The organism is Micromonospora sp. LHW51205, assembly GCF_003315815.1.
GTDB classification, from domain to species: Bacteria; Actinomycetota; Actinomycetes; order Mycobacteriales; family Micromonosporaceae; genus Micromonospora; species Micromonospora chalcea.
Genome location: NZ_QMEZ01000001.1, coordinates 1,597,686 through 1,616,915, shown reverse-complemented (window position 1 = coordinate 1,616,915; position 19,230 = coordinate 1,597,686). Strand labels below are relative to the sequence as shown.

Here is a 19,230-nt window from a genome sequence, read left to right as displayed (position 1 = left end):
TTAGGCGTCGGCCGGGTAGGAACGCAGTTCGATTGTGTTGCCGTCCGGGTCGCTGACGTAGATCGAGGTGGCGGTGCCCCGCGCCCCGAAGCGCGGGACCGGGCCGGTCAGCACCGTGAACACCCCGGAGTCGACCACCCGCTGCCAGTCGACCGGCTCCACGACGAGGCAGAAGTGGTCCACGTTGGACCCGGTCGGGTCGCCCGCGATCAGGTCGATGATGGTGCCGGCGTCGATGCGTACGGAGGGGAACGGCACCTCGCCGGCCCGCCACCTGTCGACCCGCACCGGGGCCAGCCCGAGCGTGCCGCAGTAGAAGTCGAGGGAACGCTCGACGTCGCTCACCGAGAGCACGAGATGGTCGAACCCGGTCACCGTCACGAGATCGTTCCGCATGCCGTCAACTCTGGCCCGGCGCGGCGGCGGGACCAACCCCCGATCGCACTACGATCGTTGACTCACGGGCAACGACGGAGGCGCCTTGTGCTGGAGCGGTACGAGATCGAGACGTTCCTGACCCTGGCCGGGGAGCTGCACTTCGGGCGGACCGCCGAGCGGCTGCGGGTGAGCACCGGACGGGTCAGCCACGTGGTGCGCAAGCTGGAACGCCGCATCGGTGCGCCGCTGTTCGAGCGCACCAGCCGGGTCGTCCGGCTCACCCCGATCGGTGCCCGCCTGGCCGAGGAGATGCGCCCGCTGGTGGCCGGCATCGAGGCGGCGGTGCAGCGGGCCGTGGACGCCGGGCGCGGGCTCACCGGCGAGCTGCGGGTGGCGTACGTCGGCGAGTCGACAGCGCCGGTGCTGCTGCGGGCGGTCGCGCTGTTCACCGAGCGTCATCCGGACTGCGAGGTGCACGTGCACGAGGCGCCGCTGGCCAGCACCCGGTCGAGCCTGCTGGACGGCACGATCGACGTCCTGATCGCCTCGTACCCCTTCGACGGCATGGCGAACGGCCCGGTGCTGCTGCGCGAGCGCCGGGTGCTCGCGGTGGCCGCGGGCCATCCGCTGGCGGCCGAGGAGTCGGTGTCGCTGGAGGTGCTCGGCGACCATCCGGTGGTGCAGTACCCGGCGGTGACGTCGACCGCGTTCAAGCAGGACCGCACGCCGGACCGCACCCCGTCCGGCCGTCCGGTGCCGAAGGGCCCGGTGGGTGGCAGCTTCTCCGAGATGCTGGCGCTCGTCGCGCTCGGGCGCGGGGTGCTGCCGGTGGGTGAGCAGGCCCGGCAGTTCTACGCCCGTCCGGACGTGGCCTACGTGCCGATCCACGACGCGCCGCCGATCTGTCGCGGTCCGGTGTGGCCGGCCGGGAACACCACATCCCGGGTACGCGAGTTCGTCCGCGCAGCAGCCGACGCCAACCCGCTCCCTGACGCGGCTTGACCCGTCCCCTGCGGCAAGGCCCAGCGTGATCGGTGCCGGTCGCGGTGACCGGCACGAGGAGCGCGAGGGAGGCACGGTGCGACTGCTGACCATCGGGGCGTTCGCCCGCGCGACCGGCCTGAGCGCCAAGGCGCTGCGCATCTACGACGACTGCGGGCTGCTGCCCCCGGCCGCGGTGGACCCGCACTCGGGCTACCGCTACTACGCGCCGGAGCAGGCGGACCGGGCGCGGCTGATCGCCGGGCTGCGCCGGGCGGGGATGCCGCTGGCCGAGATCCGTACCGTCTGCGGCCTGCCGCCCGCGGCCGCCGCGGAGGCGCTCGACGCCTGGTGGCGGCGGGTCAGCGCGGACACCGCGGCGCGCGGCCGGGCCGTCGCGCTCCTCGTCGACACGCTCAGCGAGAGGGGCACCACCATGTCCGAGACGATCTTCCGGTACGCGACGCGCTGCGAAACGGGAACGGTCCGCCATTCCAACGAGGACACCGCGTACGCGAGCGCGGCGCTGCTCGCTGTCGCCGACGGCGTACGCGGCCCGGCCGGGTCCACCGCCAGTGCGGAGGCGGTGGACGCGCTGCGGCCGCTGGAGCAGACGGACGAGTCGCAGGCCGACCTGCTCGCCGCGCTTGCCGACGCGGTGAGCCGGGCCGACCGGGCGGTACGCGCGCACGCCACCGACGCCGACCAGCCCGCCACCACGCTCACCGCGCTCGTGCGACGTGGCACCCGGCTGGCGCTCGTGCACGTCGGGGACAGCCGGGCGTACCTGCTGCGCGGCGGTGAGCTGTCCCGGCTCACCCAGGACCACACGTACGTGCAGACGCTCGTCGACCAGGGCCGGCTCACCCCGGCCGAGGCGGGATCGCATCCGCAGCGGGCGCTGCTGGCCCGGGCGCTCGGCGCGGGCGCGGAGGTCGAGGCGGACCTGGCGCTGCGGACCGCGCTGCCCGGCGACCGCTACCTGCTCTGCTCCGACGGCCTCTCCGCCGTGGTGGAGCCGGGCGCGCTGCACGCCGCGCTGACGGAGGCGGACGATCCGGAGAGCGCCGTCGAGCGCCTGGTGGAGCTGGCGTACGCGGCCGGCGCACCGGACAACATCGCCTGCGTGGTCGCCGATCTGGCGGCGTGATCACCGCGACCCGGGTCGGAGTGTCCGACCCGGGTCGTACCCTGGCGGGCATGCGAATCGGCATCGTGATCCTGCCTGACCAGCGCTGGTCGGAAGCACGTCGGCGGTGGGCCCAGGTGGACGAGTGGGGCTTCGACCACGCCTGGACCTACGACCACCTGGGCTGGCGTGACCTGGTCGACGGGCCGTGGTTCGACTCGTGGACGACGCTGACCGCGGCGGCCGGCGTGACGTCCCGGGTCAAGCTGGGGACGCTCGTGGCCTCGCCGAACTTCCGGCACCCGGTGGCGTTCGCCCGGCAGGTGACGGCGCTCGACGACGTGTCCGACGGCCGCGTGCTGCTCGGCCTGGGCGCGGGGGGCATCGGCTTCGACTCGGCGGTGCTCGGCGGCGAGACGCTGCCGCCCCGGCAGCGCGTGGACCGGTTCGCCGAGTTCACCGAGCTGCTCGACGCGATCCTGCGGGAGGACGGCACGACCTGGCGCGGGGACTGGTTCACCGCAGTCGACGCGCGCAACAACCCGGGGTGCGTCCAGCAGCCGCGGGTGCCGTTCGTGGTGGCCGCGAACGGTCCCCGCTCGATGCGGCTGGCCGCCCGGTTCGGGCAGGGCTGGGTGACCATCGGGCAGGGCAGCGACGACGTGGAGAGCTGGTGGCGGACGGTCACGGAGCTGTCCGAGCGGATGGACCGCACGCTGGAGCAGGCCGGCCGTGACCCGGCGACGCTGGACCGCTACCTCTCGCTCGACTCCGCTCCGATGTTCTCGCTGACCAGCGCCGACTTCTTCGCCGAGCAGGTGGCCCGGGCGGCCCGGCTGGGCTTCACCGACGTGGTGACGCACTGGCCCCGGGCCAGCAGCTGGTACGCGGGCGACGAGGCGGTGCTGGTGGAGGCGGCGGCGCTGCTGCCGGAGCTGCGCCGGGCCGGCTAGGTGCCGACGCTGCCCTCGGTGGAGACCACCCGGAACCGGAGGCAGACGATCAGGGTGTCGTCGGTGACCGGCGTGCCCTGCCGGGCCCAGTAGGCGCCGTGGCCCTCGCGCCACTCCTCGATCGACCTGTCGCCCTCGCCCTCGGCGCGGGCGAAGTCCCACGGCACGTCGGCGAAGCGCACCACCTCGACGCCTGTCACCTCGATCACGGCGACGAACCGGTCGTTGTCGTCGACCAGGACCAGTCGCTCGCCGACGTACTCCAGTTCCTCGTTCTCGTCGTCGTACTCCTGCACGAGGCCGGCGGTGGCGGTCTTCACGCCGGAGAGCACGAGGGTGTTGAGCCGGGTGCGCAGCTCACCGGGCGTGCCGAGGGCGAGTGCGCGCAATCCACCGATGCGGGGCCACATGCCGCCGACGCTACGGCACGCTCCGCCACCGCCGGCGGCTCACGGCAGGTCGGCGCCGGTGAGCAGGGTGCGCAGCCTCAGCCGCGCGGCGACCTCGGGCGGGCAGGTCGCGACGAGCGCGGCGGCGCCGACCAGGTCGGCCCCGGCGTCCCGGACGACCCGGCACAGCGCGTCCAGTTGCGCGCCGGTGTCGACCCAGTCGTCGACGAGCAGCACCCGGTCGCCGGTGCCGAGCCGCCTGCTGTCCACGCCGACCCGCAGCCGCCGGCCCCGGTAGTCGGGGGGTGTCTGCGCCCAGCGCGTCGGCCCGGCCCGGCGTCGCTCGCCGCCGTCCTTGTACGCGGGCAGGAAACCGGCTCCGGTGGCGACCGCGACGAGCGGGCCGAGCAGCAGCCCGGTCACCTCGGGCGCGATCACGACGGTCGGGCGGGCGTCCGGAAAGAGCCCGGCCAGCGCCGGGCCGACCTGGGCGAGCACCTCGGGGTCACGCCACCAGCCGGAGGTGTCGCTGACCAGGTGGGTGCTGCCGGGGCCGGGGTCGATCCACCGGAACAGCTCGACCAGGCGACGGTTCAGCACGGTTTCCATCCTCGGGGATCGGTGGGCCGTTCGGCCGATCGAGCGTGGCGTGATCGGCTACACGTACCGGGGTAAATACGGGCATAGCACCATGATCACGTTGACTTCGGAAGTGCTTCTCTCGTTACGGTCCGGGCCGGTTTGTTCAGTTGACGAAAGGACCGGGCCGGTGGCTGCTAGGCACCTTCGTACCCGCAAGTTCTCCTCGCCCGCCGCCATCGCCGCGACCGCGGCGGTCGGCGTGGCGCTCGCGGTCGGCGGTACCGTCGGCGCCGTGCGGCTCACCTCCGCCGAGCCGCCCGCCGAGCCGGTCGCGGTCGCGACGCTGCCCAGCACGCCCGCCCCCACCTCGGCGGCCCCCTCGCCGAGCGCCTCGGCCTCGCCGAGCGCGAGCCTCAGCCCGTCGCCGAAGGCCACCGCGAGCCCGAAGTCGAGCCGGACCCAGGCGGCCTCCCGGAGCAAGGCCCGGACCGCCTCCCCGTCGCCGACGGCGAAGAAGACCAGCAGCCCGAAGGTCGTGGACAGCGGCTCCTGCGGCGCGTCCTTCTACGCCGAGGGTCAGATGACCGCGAACGGCGAGTCGTTCAACCCGAACGCGCTGACCGCCGCGCACAAGACGCTGCCGTTCAACACGAAGGTCCGGGTCACCAACCCGGACAACGGCAAGTCGGTGGTGGTGCGGATCAACGACCGGGGCCCGTTCATCGAGGGCCGGTGCCTGGACCTGTCCCGCGCCGCGTTCGCGTCCATCGCCGCCACCGGTCTCGGGCACATCCAGGTCCGGTACGAGGTCCTCGGCTGACCGTCCACTCGGCCAGAACTTCCACGGCCGACGGGCCAGGTTCATTCTCCCGTTCACGTCCATCAGGCATGCTGTCCGATGTACGCACGCAACCCTTCCAGCCGGGCCGTCGCCCGCTGAGCCCCGGATCCCGCGCCGGCCTCGGCGCGGCCCTCGGGCTGCTCGCGATCGTCGCCGCGGCGGAACTGGCCGACGGCCGTCCGGCGCACTACCTCGCGCTGATGGTCATCGCGCCGTTCCTGGCGGCGGCGCTGGCCTCCTGGCGGGTGGTGCTCGCGATGGGCGGGCTGGCCACCGCCGTCGGTGTCGCCTTCGCCCTCGCCGAGCGGGGTACCACGCTGGTGACCGCCGTGAACGTGACAGCCATCGCGGTGGGGACTGTCGTCGCCGCGGCCACGGCGGCGGTACGCCAGCGGCAGGTGGACCGGATCGCGGAGCTGTCCCGGCTCGCCTCGGTGGCCCAGCAGGCGGTGCTGCGCCCGCTCGGACCGCAGGTCGGCACGCTCGCGGTGGCCGCCCGGTACATCTCCTCGACCGCTACCGCCGAGATCGGCGGCGACCTGTACGAGGCGATGGACACCCCGTACGGCGTCCGCATGATCATCGGTGACGTCCGGGGCAAGGGGCTGGACGCGGTCCGCCTGGCCAGCATCGTGCTCGGTTCCTACCGGCACGTCGCGTACGAGCGGGCCGACCTGCGCGCGGTGGTGACCGACCTGGACCGGGCGGTGGCCCGCAACGTCGGCGACGAGGACTTCGTCACCGCGGCGCTGGTCGAGGAGCGCGGCGGCACCCTCACGATCGTCAACTGCGGGCACCCGCCGCCGTTGCTGCTGCGCCGGGGCGCGGTGATCCCGCTGGAGCCGCCCGCGCCCGCGCCGCCGCTCGGCTTCATGCCGGTGGTCCGGCCGCGTGTGGAGCGGCTGGAGCCGGGCGACCGGCTGCTGCTGTTCACCGACGGGCTTGGCGAGGCGCGCCGGGACGGCGAGTTCTTCCCCACCGCCGACCGGGCCTGGCGGCTGCTCGGCCACGGCACCGTCGCCGACGGGCTGGCCTCGCTGGAGACCGCCCTGGTCGAGTGGGTGCACGGCCGGCTCGACGACGACATCGCGCTGGTCCTGATGGAGTACGCGGGCCCGTACAGCGCCACCGCGACGCCGGTGCCGAGCTGGGAGGTCGGCGCCGCCGACGGATGAACGGGAAGTGTGTAATCGCTGTCACTTCCGAGATCCGCTTGTCGTTGCCTACCGGTGAGTAATACAGTCTGGAGTTACTGATCGGTAACACCTGTCCGGAAGCGGGGCCAGCGAGCATGACCCACTACAAGAGCAACGTGCGGGACCTCGAGTTCAACCTGTTCGAGGTATTCGGGGCGGACCGGACGCTCGGCCAGGCCCCGTTCACGGACCTGGACGTCGACACCGCCCGCAGCTTCCTCGGCGAGGTCGACCGCCTCGCCCGCGAGGACCTGGCTGCCAGCTACACGGACAGCGACCGCAACCCGCCGGTCTTCGACCCGGCGACGTTCACCGCGCCGCTGCCGGAGTCGTTCAAGAAGTCGTACAAGGCGTTCATGGACTCCGAGTTCTGGCGCCTCGACCTGCCGGAGTCCCTGGGCGGCACCAACGCCCCGCGTGCCCTCTGGTGGTCGCTCGCCGAACTGGTGCTCGGCGCCAACGCCCCGATCTGGATGTACGCCTCCGGCCCGTCCTTCGCCCACGTGCTGCACGTCGAGGGCACCGAGGAGCAGAAGAAGTGGGCCCGGCTGTTCATCGACAAGCAGTGGGGCTCGACCATGGTCCTCACCGAGCCGGACGCCGGCTCGGACGTGGGCGCCGGCCGTACCCGCGCGATCCAGCAGCCGGACGGCTCGTGGCACATCGAGGGCGTGAAGCGCTTCATCACCTCCGGTGAGCACGACCTGAGCGACAACATCGTCCACTACGTGCTGGCCCGCCCGGTCGGCGTCGAGGGCGTCGGTGGCCCGGGCACCAAGGGCCTGTCGCTGTTCGTCGTGCCGAAGTACCACTTCGACGCCGAGACCGGCGAGCTGGGCGAGCGCAACGGCGTCTACGCCACCAACGTCGAGCACAAGATGGGCCTGAAGGTCTCGAACACCTGCGAGGTGACCTTCGGCGAGCACGGCGTACCGGCCAAGGGCTGGCTGCTGGGTGAGAAGCACGACGGCATCCGCCAGATGTTCATGATCATCGAGTACGCCCGGATGCTGGTCGGCACCAAGGCCATCGCCACGCTCTCCACCGGCTACCTGAACGCGCTGGAGTACGCCAAGAACCGGGTGCAGGGCGCCGACCTCACCCAGATGGCCGACAAGACCGCGCCGCGGGTGACCATCACCAACCACCCGGACGTGCGCCGCTCGCTGCTGCTGCAGAAGTCGTACGCCGAGGGCCTGCGCGCGCTCGTCTGCTACACCGCGACCTGGCAGGACAAGGTCACGATCGCCGAGGCGGCCGGTGACGAGAAGGCCACCAAGCTGGCCAAGCGCGTCAACGACCTGCTCCTGCCGCTGGTCAAGGGCGTCGGTTCGGAGCGGGCGTACGAGCTGCTCGGGCACGAGGCGCTGCAGACCTTCGGCGGCTCCGGCTTCCTCCAGGACTACCCGCTGGAGCAGTACGTCCGGGACGCCAAGATCGACACCCTGTACGAGGGCACCACGGCGATCCAGAGCCTGGACCTGATCTTCCGCAAGATCGTCCGGGACAACGGCAAGGCCCTGATGGCGGTCGCCGCCGAGATCCAGGAGCACATCACCTCCGAGGCCGGCAACGGCCAGCTCAAGGAGGAGCGGCAGGCGCTCGGCAAGGCGCTCGCCGAGATCCAGAACATCCTCGGCGTGATGACCGGCTGGCTGGGCGAGGCCCAGGGTGGCGACACCCGCGCCCTCTACAAGGTCGGCCTGAGCAGCCGCCGGTTCCTGCTCGCGATCGGCGACCTGGTGGTCGGCTGGCTGCTGCAGAAGCAGGCGGACGTGGCGCTGAAGGCGCTGGCCGGCGAGGTCTCCGCGGCCGACAAGTCCTTCTACACCGGCAAGGTCGCCGCCGCCCGGTTCTTCGCCCGCGAGGTGCTGCCCCGCATCGGCGCGGACCGGCGGATCATCGAGGGCACCGACCTGGAGATCATGGACCTCCCGGAGGAGGCTTTCTGAGCCCTTCCGGGGGCTTTCACCCCTGAAGCGTCACTCTCCCCCTCATGACGACGGCCGGCGGGCCCCAGCCCGCCGGCCGTCGTCGTGCGTGCGCTCCGGGCGGATAGGCGGCCCGGTGGCGGGTAACCGTCGCGGACCACGACCGGAGTACGCCCAAGGCCATCGCACGGGGGAGTGCAGCGCACATGGGCATTGGTAGCGCCATCTTTCTCATCGCGCTCGGCGCGATCATGACCTTCGCCATCCGGGCCAACGTCTGGTGGATCGACCTGCGCGCGGTCGGCTGGGTCTTCATCCTGGCCGGGCTGGGCGTCCTGCTGACCACGCTGTGGTTCTGGCAGGACCGCCGCAAGCGGGCCCGCACGCTCATCGTGGAGGAGAACCGGCTCTCGCATCCGACCGCGATGATGCCGCCGCCGCCCGACCCGCCGCCGCCGACGGCGCCGCCGTCCTGACGCCGCGTCTCAGCTGCCGATCCGGTCCAGCTCGGCGAGATCCTCGCCGGAGAGGGCCAGCCCGGCGCCCGCGACGTTCTCGCGCAGGTGCGCGACGGACTTGGTGCCGGGGATCAGCAGGATGTTCGGGGAACGGCGCAGCAGCCAGGCCAGGGCGACGCCCATCGGTGTCGCCCCGAGGCGCGCGGCCACTGCCGACAGCGCCGAGGACTGCAGCGGGGTGAAGCCGCCGAGCGGGAAGTACGGCACGTAGGCGACGCCCTGCCGGGCCAGCTCGTCGATCAGGTCGTCGTCTGCGCGGTGCGCCAGGTTGTAGTGGTTCTGCACGCAGACGATGGGTGTGATGGCCTGTGCCTCGGTGACCTGTTCCGGCGTCACGTTGCTCAGGCCGAGGTGGCGGATCAGGCCCTCCCGCTGGAGCGCGACGAGCGTCTCCAGCGGCTCGGCGAGTGAGCCGGGCTGCGGGCCCGTGGCGTCGCCGAGCCGCAGGTTGACCAGGTCGAGCCTCTCCAGGCCGAGCGTCTCCAGGTTCTCCCGGACCTGCCGGCGCAGGCTGCGCGGGTCGCGCGCGGTGGGCCAGCCGCCCTGCTCGTCCCGGTCCGCGCCGACCTTGGTGACGACGTGCAGCGACTCCGGGTACGGGTGCAGCGCCTCCCGGATCAGCCGGTTGGTGACGTACGGCCCGTACGCCGCGCTGGTGTCGATGTGGGTGATGCCGAGCGCGACCGCCTCGCGCAGCACCGCGAGGGCGCCCTCGTGGTCCGCCGGTGGTCCCATGACCCACTGGCCGGCGAGCTGCATCGCGCCGTAGCCGAACCGGGTCACGGTCAGGTCGCCCAGCGTCCAGGTGCCGCCGGGAAGGGTGGTGGGGGCCATGCGTGTACCTCTCGTCGTTACGCGACGCCGCCGGGTCGCGGCGGCCGCCCTCCACTATCGGGGTGTTACTTTCTCGTGGGAAGTAGGCACCTGAAAGTGCGTAGCTCACCGGGCGGCAGGAGCAGAAGATGAGCAAGGCCGAGTACGACGCGTTCCTGGCCGGGTGCCCCAGCCGGCAACTGCTCGACCGGATCACCGACAAGTGGGTCGCACTCGTGCTGGCCGCGTTGCGCAGCGACGGCTCGCACCGGTTCGGGGCGGACTGCGCGGGCGACCCACGACCGAGGCGATACTCCGAGCTGTTCCGCACGCTGCCCGGGGTCAGCCAGAAGATGCTCACCCAGACGCTGCGCGCCCTGGAGCGCGACGGTCTGATCACCCGCACCGTCGAGCCGACAGTGCCGGTGACGGTCACCTACGAGATGACCGACCTCGGGTTCTCCCTGCACGAGATGATCCGCGGCCTGAAGTCCTGGGCGGAGGCGCACATGGACGACGTGCTCGCCAACCGGGCCGCGTACGACACCCGCGTCGGGTGAGCATCAGGCGCGGGCGGTGTGGCGGCCGGTGATCGGCGCGGTTCCCGGCCCGAGGTCGGCCCAGCGGGTCGTCGGCCGGTGCACCACAAGGTCACTGGTCCGCAGCCCGTCCGGGTCGGCCCGCTGCGGGTCGAGCAGCGCCGACAACAGTGAGATCCCCGGATTGTGGGCGACCAGGAGCACGGTGCCGGCGGTCGGCTCGACGGTCCACAGCAGCTCCAGCAGCTGATCCGGAAGCGCGTCGTACGCGCTCGCCTCGTACCGCACCTCGGGCGCCGAGCCCGCCGGACCGCTCTCCGTCGGCGAACCGCTCATGCCCATCGCCGCGTCGTGCCAGGTCTGCCGGGTACGCCGGGCGGGCGAGCAGAGCACCACGTCGGGGAGCAGCCCGTGCCGGGCCAGCCAGGCCCCGGCGGTGGCCGCGTCGGCGTGCCCCCGCGCGGTGAGTGACCGCTCCACGTCCGGGAGGTCCCCGGACGGCTCGGCCTTGGCGTGCCGCAGCAGCACCAGCGTCCGCTGCCCGTTCCTGCCGTCCGTCATACCGCCCAGCTTGCCTGATTGACGATCAAAGCGCCTGGGTATGTCGATGTGTGCCGCTACCTCATCCATGGCCGCGGCGGGCAGGAAACGCCAGCAGGACGCCAAGGAGGCGACGTCATGGGCATCGGTGCCAGCATCTTTCTCATCGCGCTCGGCGCGATCTTCGCGTTCGCCGTCGACGCCAATCTGGGATGGCTGAACCTCAACGTGGTGGGCTGGGTGCTCATGCTCGCCGGCGTCGCCGGCCTGCTCACCACGCTGTACTTCTGGAACAGCCGCCGCCGGGTCGTGGCCGCGCCGGTGCGTGAGCGGGTCGTCGCCGAGCCGGTCGCACCGGTGCGGGAGGACCGCGTCGTACGCGAGGAGTACCGCGAGGTGCGTGGTCCGGGCTCGGGTTACCCGGCCTGATCCCGCCCCCGAACCCGAGGGCCCCGCAACGGCGCGGGGCCCTCGCGCGTGTCCGGGGCCGGCTCGGCTCAGGCGAACAGGGCGAAGTAGATCGCGATGTGGTGGCAGATCGCCGCGACGAGCGTGCAGGCGTGGAAGAACTCGTGGTGCCCGAAGACCGTGGGCCACGGGTTCGGGCGGCGCAGCGCGTAGAACACCGCGCCCACGCTGTAGATCGCGCCGCCCACGGCCAGCAGCACCAGCGCGGTGACGCCGCCGGAGTGCAGGATCTGCGGCAGCATGGCCACCGCTACCCAGCCGAGCGCGAGATAGAGCGGGGCGGAGACCCAGCGCGGCGCGTGCGGCCAGATCAGCTTCACCGCCACGCCCGCGATCGCGCCGCCCCAGACCAGGCTCAGCATGATCGTGGCCTGCCGGGTGTCCAGCAGCAGCGCGCAGAACGGCGTGTAGGTGCCGGCGATGAACACGAAGATCATCGAGTGGTCCATCCGGCGCATGATCTGGTAGCCGCGTTCGGACCAGACCCGCCGGTGGTAGAGCGCGCTGGTGCCGAACAGCCCGCACACGGTGAAGCTGTAGATCAGGCAGCTCACCAGCGGCGCCCAGCCGGGACGGCCGGCGGCGATCGAACACAGCACGATGCCGCAGACGAGAGCGGCGAAGAACGCGTATGCGTGCAGCCAGCCGCGCATGCGCGGCTTCCCGATGTCGGCCGGCCGGAGCCGGAACGGTGCGGATGTGGTCACGTCAACAGGTTACGACAGCGTAGGTTACTTGCAAGTAGTGTGGACCGTCACGTCAGCCGACGGGAGGATGACCGGATGCGGATCCGGCCGGTCGGGCCCCACGCCCTGCTGCTCGACTGCGACGACCCCGAGCAGGTCGAGGCATGGCGGGCCGAACTGTGGCACCGGCGCGCGAGCGGCGAGCTGACCGCCACCGAAATCGTCCCGGGCGCGGTCACCGTACTGCTCGACGGCGTACCGGACCCGTCGGCCGCCGCCGACCGGATCGCCGGCTGGCGGCCCCGGACCGGCGGCCCCGGCGCGACCACCGCCGAGGTCCGGGTGCCAGTCGTGTACGACGGCGAGGACCTGCCGCGCGTCGCCGCCCACTGGGACACCGACGTGCCCGCCGTGATCGACCGGCTGCGGCGTACCGAGTTCCGGGTCGCGTTCTGCGGATTCGCGCCCGGGTTCGCGTACCTGACCGGGCTGCCGCCCGAGCTGGCAGTGCCCCGGCTCGCCACACCGCGTACCCGGGTGCCGGCCGGCTCGGTCGCGCTCGCCGGCCCGTACGCGGGCATCTACCCCGCCGCGTCACCCGGCGGCTGGCTGCTGGTCGGCCGGACCGACCTGCCGCTGTTCGACGTGCACGCCGACCCGCCGGCCCGGCTCACCCCCGGCACCCGGGTCCGGCTGGTCGACACGCCGTGATCGAGGTACTGCGGGCCGGGGCGCTCACCACCGTCCAGGACCAGGGCCGACCGGGGTGGGCGCACCTCGGCGTACCCCGCTCCGGCGCGCTCGACCCGGCCGCCCTGCGCCTGGCCAACCGCCTCGTCGGCAACCACGAGCACGCCGCCGGGCTGGAGATCACCATGACCGGCTGCGTGCTGCGCTTCACCCGGGCCGTCGCGCTCGCGCTCACCGGCGCCCCGGCCGACGTGGCCGTCGAGTGGCCGGCCGGGGACACCCGGCCGGGGGACGTGGGACTGCCGCTCGCACTACCGGCGGGCGCGGTGCTGCGCGTCGGACCGGCCCGGGCCGGCGTACGCACCTGGCTGGCGGTCAGCGGCGGAATCACCGTCGAACCGGTGCTCGGCAGCCGATCCACCGACACGCTCTCCGGGCTCGGGCCGCCTCCGCTGCGCGACGGGGACCGGCTGCCACTCGGCACCGCGGACCGGCCGCCGCCCCCGGTCGACCTCGCCGTCACCCGGCCGGTCCCGGACGAACTGCGGCTGACAGTGCGCCCCGGCCCCCGGCAGGACTGGTTCACCCCGCAGGCGCTGGACCTGCTGTGCGGCACCGCGTACACGGTGAGCCCGGACAGCAACCGGGTCGGCGCGCGGCTGGCCGGCGCGGCGCTGCCCCGCGCGGTCGCCGGCGAACTGCCCAGCGAGGGCCTGGTGCTCGGCGCGGTGCAGGTCCCGCCGGACGGCCAGCCGCTGGTCTTCCTGGCCGACCACCCCACCACCGGCGGTTACCCGGTCGTCGGAGTGGTGGACGACGTGACAGCGTTCGCCCAGGCCCGGCCAGGCACTACGGTGACGTTCCATGGACCTCAACGCTGACCTGGGCGAGGGATTCGGAAGCTGGCGGCTCGGCGACGACCACGCGCTGCTCGACCTGATCAGCTCCGCGAACGTCGCCTGCGGCTTCCACGCCGGCGACGCGGCCACCATGCACCAGGTCTGCGCCGCCGCCGCCGAACGCGGCGTCGCGGTCGGCGCGCAGGTCGGCTACCGGGACCTTGCCGGCTTCGGCCGGCGGCACATCGCGTACGACTTCGCCGAGCTGCGCGACGAGACGATCTACCAGCTCGGCGCGCTCGACGCCTTCTGCCGGCTGTACCGCACCCGGGTCCGCTACCTCAAACCGCACGGCGCGCTCTACCACGCGGCGGCCCGCGACGAGGCCCAGGCCGCCGCGCTGGTGGCCGCGATCAGCGGGTACGACCACGAGCTACCGGTGCTCTGCCAGCCCGGCAGCGTGCTCGCGCAGCTCGCCACCGGCGCCGGCCTGCGGGTGGTGGCCGAGGGGTTCGCCGACCGCAACTACCTCCCGAACGGCACGCTGGTGCCGCGCAGCTCCCCCGACGCGCTGGTGACCGACCCGGAGCAGGTGGCCGTCCGGGCGGTACGGATGGCCGTCGAGCAGACGCTCGTCGCCGTCGACGGGACGGTGATCGCCTGCCCGGTCGAGTCGATCTGCCTGCACGGGGACACGCCCGGCGCGGTGCGGTGCGCGGAGCTGGTCCGCGCCGCGCTCATCGACGCGGGGGTCACGCTCACTCCGTTCGCGTGAAAGGAAGGGCCCCTTCTTAACGCCTCCGGTAGAGGAAGGGCCCCTTCTTAACACGCGCTGTCAGGCGTCCATGCCACGCAGCACCAGCGGCACGCGGGTCGCGCCGCCGGTGACCACCCGGACCGGCACGCCCCAGTCCTGCCGCGTCAGGTGACAGGCCGCGTGCTCCACATCGGCGTCGCAGGTCGCCGCCTGGGCGGTCACCTGCAGCACCCCCTGCGTCACGTCGCCGCTGACCACCAGCTTGCGGGACAGGTCGGTGGTCGTGCCCGCGCCCTCGACCAGCAGCTCCGGCGGGGACGCCGAGACCACCAGCCGGGTCGACGGCCCGTACGTCTCGTCGAGCTTCTGCCCCGGCGCCGGCGTGAAGATCACGTCCAGGGTCAGCTCCCCGGCCGCCACGTCGGTCGGCTTGCGCTCCAGCCGGTGCCGCGGGCCGTCCACCGTGTTCGCCCCGGCCGACGTCAGCGCGCCCGGCGCCAGCCGGGTCAGCCGGTGCGCGGCCGACTCGACCACGAGCACGTCGCCCTCGCCGGTCAGCACCAGGTCGCTCGGCTCGGCCAGCCCGTCCGCCACGGTGCCCACCTGGCCGGTCTCCGGGTCGAAGCGGCGCACCGCCCCGTTGTACGTGTCGGCGATCAGCACCGAACCGTCGGGCAGCGCGCACACGCCCAGCGGGTGCTGGAGCAACGCCTGGTCGGCCGGGCCGTCGACGTGCCCGAAGTCGAACAGGCCCTGACCGACTGCGGTGTGCATCACACCGTCTTCGACCCACCGGATCGCGCTGGTCTCGCTGTCGGCCACCCAGAGCCGTGTCCCGTCGACGGAGACGGACAACCCGGACGGCTGGGCCATCCACACGTCCGGCAGCGGGCCGTCGCGCAGCGCCTCGACTGTGGTCCCGGCGTACATGCCGGCGGTCCGCTTGATCGGGTCGAACCACCAGAGCTGGTGGATGCCGGCCATGGCGACGATCACCCGATCGCCGTACCAGGCCACGTCCCACGGGGACGACAGGTCGACGGCGCGGGCGTCGTGCGCGTGGTCGTCGACGGTCGAGCGCCACTGCCGCCCGGTGCCCGCGATCGTGACCACCTCGCCGGACGACAGCCGTACGCCGCGCAGCAGGTGGTTGACGGTGTCCGCGACGACCACGTCGTAACCGGCGACCTCGGCCACGTGCGGCGGCAGCAGGCAGAGCCCCTGCGGCTCGGCGAACGTGGCGGCGGAGGCCGGGCCGTCCGTACGGCCCCGGGAACCGGCGCCGATGCGGCGCACCACCGTCTCGCCGTCGGCGGCCAGCTCGACCAGTGAGTGCCGGGCCGAGTCGCTGACCAGCAGGTTCCCGCCGTCGAGCGGCAGCGCCTTGCCGGGGAACCGCAGCACGGTGTCCGGCTCGGCCGGCGGCACGTACGGGCCCTCGCCCCGGTGCAGCGTGCCCTTCGCCTCATGGGTGGCGATCAACTCGTCGATCAGCCGCGCCAGCCCTTCGGCGTGCCCCTCGCCGGCCATGGTGGCGACCACGTACCCCTCGGGGTCGACCACGGCCAGGGTCGGCCACGCCTTGGCCGCGTACTGCTGCCACATGTCCATGTCGGCGTCGTCGAGCACCGGGTGGTGCACGCCGTACCGCTCGACGGCCGCGGCCAGCGCCGCCGGGTCCCTCTCGTGCTCGAACTTCGGCGAGTGCACCCCGATCACGACCAGGACGTCGCCGTACTTCTCTTCGAGCGGGCGCAGTTCGTCCAGCACGTGCAGGCAGTTGATGCAGCAGAAGGTCCAAAAGTCCAACAAGACGATCTTGCCGCGCAGGTCGGCCAGCGTGACGGCCTTGCCGCCGGTGTTCAGCCAGGCCCGACCCCGCAGTTCCGGTGCCCGTACGCGCGTGCTCATGCCCCCATCGTGCCGCACTGGCCGGGTGCGCTCGCGGCGAACCCGGGGTGAACAGAGGCACACCGGAACGGCGCGGAGCGCCCACCCGGTGAGGGGTGGACGCTCCGCGTACGTGTGGTTACTGGCCGGCCGGCTTCAGGCAGAGCACCCGGGTGGTCCCGCCGTTCTCGACGGAGACGGTGGGCTGCGTCAGATCGGCGCACTTGTCCTTGTTGTCCACCTTCGACACCACGCTGAACGCGCCCTGCTCACCGCAGTCGGCGGGAACGGCGGTCTCGCCGGACTGCTTGACGCAGGAACCGACCGCCGGGTCGAAGCCCGCCGGTTTGTCGTCGCCGACCTTGCCGAGCAGCGTGAGCAGACCGAGCGGTACGGCGAGGATGAGCACCGCCGCGATCAGTACGGCGGCGAGCACCCGTCCGTTGCGTACCTTCGGCGGGGGCGCCTCGGTCTGCGGCTCGGCGGCGTCCGGCTTGAACGCGTCGAACCGGCCCTGCTCCGGCTCACCGGACGGCGCGTCCTGCGACCAGGCCGGCGGGGCCTGCTGTGCCGGGAAGGGGCTCGTCTCGCCCGGCCGGCCCTGGCCGGGCACCGCGACGGAGGCGCGCCCACCGGCCGGCGGGCCGAACTGGTCCGGCTGGCCGCCGAACGGCTCGGGCCGGCCGGCCGGGCTGCCGAACGCATCCTGGCGGCCGCCCTGAGGGCCACCGAACGGGTCCTGATGGCCGCCGGGCGGGCCGAACGGGTCCTGGCTGCCGCCCGGGGTGCCGTAGGGGCTCTGCGGGCCGTCGAACGGGTCCCGGACCGCGCCGGGCTGCTCGCCGCCCGGGTGCACCCCGTTGGCGGGGCGGGTGTTGGCGGGCGGGTCCATGAAGGACGGCACACCGGCCGGGAACGGCGGCGGCGCGGCCGGCGAGGACGGCGGCACGGCGGCGTACCCGTGCGGCCCGTCGGCGTCCTCGGTCCGGGACTGCGGGCCGGGGAAGCCGTTGTCCGGGCCGAATCCGGAGGGCCCGTCCTGCTCGGGGAAGCCGTGACCGTCCTGCTCGGGCGTGTCCTCGGGCTCCGGGCGGGCGGGCCGGCCGTACACCCGGGGCTGCGGCGCCGGGGTGCCGGTCGGCAGGGGCTGGTCGGACGGCGGGGTGACCCGGCTGGTCACCGGGACCGACGCGCTGGCCGAGACCGGGCCGCCCTCCGGAGAGGTACGCGGGCCGGGCACGGAGGCCGACTGCGACTCGCCCCACGCGCCGTCACCGCGCTCCGGCTCGTACCCCTGGGGTTCGGCCGGCGCGGGCGGCTGGTCGGCGGGCGGCGACGCGGCGAGCGCGGCTCCGGGCACGCGCTGCTGCTGTGCCGGCAGTGGCACCGCGTTGCCGGGCGAGATGCCCGGCGCGGGAGCGGGCTGGTACGCCGGGGCGGAGTCCTCGGAGCGGCCCCACGCCTCGGCGGGCGACCACGGCTCGGCGGCCGGTACGGCCGGGCGGTCGTTCTGGTTGCCGCCCCAGCCGGCGTCGGGCGCCGGTACGGAGACGCTCGCGCGGGCCGCCGGAGTATCGACCGGTGCGGCGGCACCCCAACTGGGCTGTGCCGGCTCCTCGGCCGACCGGCCGCTCTCCTGCTGCTGCGGCACGGACGCGGCGCCGCTCCAGGCGCCGGCCTGCTCCTCGGAGTCACGCTGCTGCGGTGCGGCGGGGGCGCCCCAGCCACCGGGCTGCCGGCCCTGGTCCGGCTCACCCCAGCCGCCCGGCTGTGCCGCCTCGGCGGGGCCGGCGGCGCGGCCCGCGGCCCAGCCGCCGGAGCGGTCCGGGTCGTCGGGGCGGGCGGGCTCGTCCCAGCCACCCGGCCGGTTCTCGGCCTGCGGGGCGGGCCATCCGCCGTCGTGCTGTCCACCGGTCGGACGCCAGCCGCCGGAGCGGTGCGAGTCGTCCTCGCCAGCGGCGGAGCGGTTGTCCTGATCGGACTGCTCCGGAGTGGACCACGCGTTGTCCGGCCGGGTGACGCCGGGCACCGAGACCGCGGCGGCGGCACGGGCGGGCGGGTCGGCCGGCGGCCAGGTGGCGCCGGTCTGCTGACCCGGAGGTGCCCAGGCCGGCTGGCTCTCACGCGGCGTCCAGCCGCCGGAGCGGCCGGGGTCGTCGGCCGCGGCGGGCTGCTCGTCGCGCGGGTTCCAGCCGCCGGAGCGGTTCGGATCGTCCGGCGGCGCGGCGGTGGACCAGCCACCGGCGTGTCCCGGGGCGTCGTCGTGCTGCCCACCGGTGGGCGCGAAGCCGCCGGAGCGGTGCGGGTCGTCCGGCGGGGCGGGCGTGACCCAGGTCTCGTTCGGCACGGTGGCCGGGGCGGGGACGTAACCGGTGCTGCGGGCGGCCGGGTCGCCGGACGGCGACCGGGCCGGCTGCTCACCGGAGCCCCACCCCTGGCGGTTCTGCTCGGCGGCCCAGGCCGGCGCCGTCGGCTCGACCGGGCTGCCCGGCGGCGTGGCGGCCCACGCGGGCGGCGCCGGGTCGGCGGCGCGGTCCGGGCCGGGCTGCTCCTGAGCGCCCCACACGGGACTGCCCTGGGCGGGACCGGCCCAGGCGGGGGCGCCCTGGTCGGTGCCGCCCCAGGCGGGCTGCTGCCCACGGTCGGCGGGCGGTGGGACCTGGGCGGTGGCCCGGCCGGTCACCGGCTGGCCCGCGGGCGGGGCCCAGGCGGGGGGCTGTTCGTCGTTAGCGGCCCAGGCCGGGGCCGGCTGCGCGGGCCGACCGGCCGGCGGGGGCGGCGCCCAGCCGAGGTCGGGCGCTCCGTTGTACCCGTTGTCCTGCTGCGCCGGCTGATCGCCGTACGGCACCGGTCCGCCGGTGCCCGGCGACACCTCGCCCGGCTCCTGGCCGGGGCGGTGCGGAGCCTCGGACGTCATGGGTGCGCCTCCTCCATCACAGGTCGGCCGCCGATGCCGGTCCGGGGAACCGTCGGCATGGCTGCCGGCGTCGCCGGCGGGTACCGGCCGTGCGGGCTCCCCGCACCGTATCCGGTGGTTGCCCGGAGCCGCCCGGGGGAGCATCGGCCGTCACCGAAAGTCACCGGACGACGTCGATGGGTTTCACTTGCCC

At 73.9% G+C, this 19,230-nt stretch carries 20 protein-coding genes; 12 read left to right on the top strand and 8 right to left on the bottom strand.

What is annotated here, in order from left to right; genetic code table 11:
* Nucleotides 1-396, bottom strand: a complete 396-nt coding sequence (locus tag DQE82_RS07685) for a VOC family protein (protein WP_064447975.1) — start codon at nt 394-396, stop codon at nt 1-3.
* Nucleotides 397-483: 87 nt separating this feature from the next.
* Here DQE82_RS07685 and DQE82_RS07680 point away from each other — a divergent pair, with 87 nt between their 5' ends.
* From DQE82_RS07680 to DQE82_RS07670, 3 genes are all read left to right on the top strand, one after another.
* Nucleotides 484-1,380: a LysR family transcriptional regulator gene (locus DQE82_RS07680; protein WP_113972292.1), complete on the top strand. Its 897-nt coding sequence runs from the start codon at nt 484-486 to the stop codon at nt 1,378-1,380.
* Between the two features lie 76 nt (nt 1,381-1,456).
* The gene (locus tag DQE82_RS07675) at nt 1,457-2,509 is read left to right on the top strand and encodes a MerR family transcriptional regulator (RefSeq protein ID WP_113972389.1); all 1,053 of its coding nucleotides are present in this window, start codon (nt 1,457-1,459) and stop codon (nt 2,507-2,509) included.
* Between the two features lie 50 nt (nt 2,510-2,559).
* Nucleotides 2,560-3,441, top strand: a complete 882-nt coding sequence (locus DQE82_RS07670; RefSeq protein WP_113972388.1) for an LLM class flavin-dependent oxidoreductase — start codon at nt 2,560-2,562, stop codon at nt 3,439-3,441.
* Here DQE82_RS07670 and DQE82_RS07665 read toward each other — a convergent pair.
* Together DQE82_RS07665 and DQE82_RS07660 are read right to left on the bottom strand one after the other, a co-directional pair.
* A complete protein-coding gene (locus DQE82_RS07665; protein ID WP_104113406.1) occupies nt 3,438-3,851 on the bottom strand; it encodes an ASCH domain-containing protein in 414 nt (137 codons plus the stop codon). The two genes, DQE82_RS07670 and DQE82_RS07665, sit on opposite strands and share 4 nt — an antisense overlap.
* A 39-nt stretch (nt 3,852-3,890) precedes the next feature.
* Nucleotides 3,891-4,439 (bottom strand): phosphoribosyltransferase family protein, encoded by a 549-nt coding sequence (locus DQE82_RS07660; protein ID WP_199495948.1) that lies wholly within the window; start codon nt 4,437-4,439, stop codon nt 3,891-3,893.
* A 160-nt stretch (nt 4,440-4,599) separates the two neighbouring features.
* On the opposite strand from DQE82_RS07660, the gene DQE82_RS07655 reads away from it, so the two are divergent.
* The 4 genes from DQE82_RS07655 (at nt 4,600) to DQE82_RS07640 (ending at nt 8,856) form a co-directional block, all read left to right on the top strand.
* Nucleotides 4,600-5,232, top strand: coding sequence for a septal ring lytic transglycosylase RlpA family protein (locus tag DQE82_RS07655; protein ID WP_069089158.1), 633 nt, complete (start codon nt 4,600-4,602; stop codon nt 5,230-5,232).
* Nucleotides 5,233-5,300: 68 nt separating this feature from the next.
* Nucleotides 5,301-6,428: a PP2C family protein-serine/threonine phosphatase gene (locus DQE82_RS07650; protein ID WP_043327596.1), complete on the top strand. Its 1,128-nt coding sequence runs from the start codon at nt 5,301-5,303 to the stop codon at nt 6,426-6,428.
* Nucleotides 6,429-6,544: 116 nt separating this feature from the next.
* Entirely contained in the window at nt 6,545-8,401 is a 1,857-nt protein-coding gene (locus DQE82_RS07645; RefSeq protein ID WP_043327595.1) for an acyl-CoA dehydrogenase, read from the top strand.
* Between the two features lie 185 nt (nt 8,402-8,586).
* Complete coding sequence (locus DQE82_RS07640) at nt 8,587-8,856, top strand: DUF6458 family protein (protein WP_013283345.1); 270 nt, start codon at nt 8,587-8,589, stop codon at nt 8,854-8,856.
* 9 nt (nt 8,857-8,865) lie between these two features.
* Here DQE82_RS07640 and DQE82_RS07635 read toward each other — a convergent pair whose 3' ends face one another.
* Nucleotides 8,866-9,732 carry an aldo/keto reductase family oxidoreductase gene (locus DQE82_RS07635; RefSeq protein WP_113972291.1) on the bottom strand — a complete coding sequence of 289 codons (867 nt, stop codon included), beginning with the start codon at nt 9,730-9,732 and terminating at the stop codon, nt 8,866-8,868.
* 128 nt (nt 9,733-9,860) lie between these two features.
* Here DQE82_RS07635 and DQE82_RS07630 point away from each other — a divergent pair, with 128 nt between their 5' ends.
* Nucleotides 9,861-10,271 (top strand): helix-turn-helix domain-containing protein, encoded by a 411-nt coding sequence (locus DQE82_RS07630; protein WP_043327593.1) that lies wholly within the window; start codon nt 9,861-9,863, stop codon nt 10,269-10,271.
* Between the two features lie 3 nt (nt 10,272-10,274).
* On the opposite strand, the gene DQE82_RS07625 is transcribed toward DQE82_RS07630, so the two are convergent.
* Nucleotides 10,275-10,811, bottom strand: a complete 537-nt coding sequence (locus tag DQE82_RS07625; RefSeq protein ID WP_069089161.1) for a histidine phosphatase family protein — start codon at nt 10,809-10,811, stop codon at nt 10,275-10,277.
* A 117-nt stretch (nt 10,812-10,928) separates the two neighbouring features.
* Here DQE82_RS07625 and DQE82_RS07620 point away from each other — a divergent pair, with 117 nt between their 5' ends.
* Entirely contained in the window at nt 10,929-11,219 is a 291-nt protein-coding gene (locus DQE82_RS07620; protein WP_030500523.1) for a DUF6458 family protein, read from the top strand.
* Between the two features lie 68 nt (nt 11,220-11,287).
* Here the strand turns inward: DQE82_RS07620 and DQE82_RS07615 are convergent, their stop codons facing one another.
* Nucleotides 11,288-11,965 carry a hemolysin III family protein gene (locus DQE82_RS07615; RefSeq protein ID WP_030500524.1) on the bottom strand — a complete coding sequence of 226 codons (678 nt, stop codon included), beginning with the start codon at nt 11,963-11,965 and terminating at the stop codon, nt 11,288-11,290.
* Between the two features lie 75 nt (nt 11,966-12,040).
* Here DQE82_RS07615 and DQE82_RS07610 point away from each other — a divergent pair, with 75 nt between their 5' ends.
* Genes DQE82_RS07610 through DQE82_RS07600 form a run of 3 tightly spaced genes read left to right on the top strand, consistent with a single transcriptional unit; the run spans nt 12,041 to nt 14,248 of the window.
* On the top strand, nt 12,041-12,655 hold the full coding sequence (locus DQE82_RS07610) for an allophanate hydrolase subunit 1 (RefSeq protein WP_113972290.1): 615 nt from the start codon (nt 12,041-12,043) through the stop codon (nt 12,653-12,655).
* Complete coding sequence (locus DQE82_RS07605) at nt 12,652-13,515, top strand: biotin-dependent carboxyltransferase family protein (RefSeq protein ID WP_113972289.1); 864 nt, start codon at nt 12,652-12,654, stop codon at nt 13,513-13,515. The genes DQE82_RS07610 and DQE82_RS07605 overlap by 4 nt, the downstream gene beginning before the upstream one ends.
* Nucleotides 13,499-14,248: a LamB/YcsF family protein gene (locus DQE82_RS07600; protein WP_043327589.1), complete on the top strand. Its 750-nt coding sequence runs from the start codon at nt 13,499-13,501 to the stop codon at nt 14,246-14,248. Before DQE82_RS07605 ends, DQE82_RS07600 begins: the two co-directional genes overlap by 17 nt.
* 60 nt (nt 14,249-14,308) lie before the next feature.
* Here DQE82_RS07600 and DQE82_RS07595 read toward each other — a convergent pair whose 3' ends face one another.
* Both DQE82_RS07595 and DQE82_RS07590 read right to left on the bottom strand, forming a co-directional pair.
* A complete protein-coding gene (locus tag DQE82_RS07595; RefSeq protein ID WP_113972288.1) occupies nt 14,309-16,141 on the bottom strand; it encodes an NHL domain-containing thioredoxin family protein in 1,833 nt (610 codons plus the stop codon).
* Between the two features lie 118 nt (nt 16,142-16,259).
* A complete protein-coding gene (locus tag DQE82_RS07590; protein WP_113972287.1) occupies nt 16,260-19,037 on the bottom strand; it encodes a hypothetical protein in 2,778 nt (925 codons plus the stop codon).
* Nucleotides 19,038-19,230 lie beyond the last annotated feature (193 nt).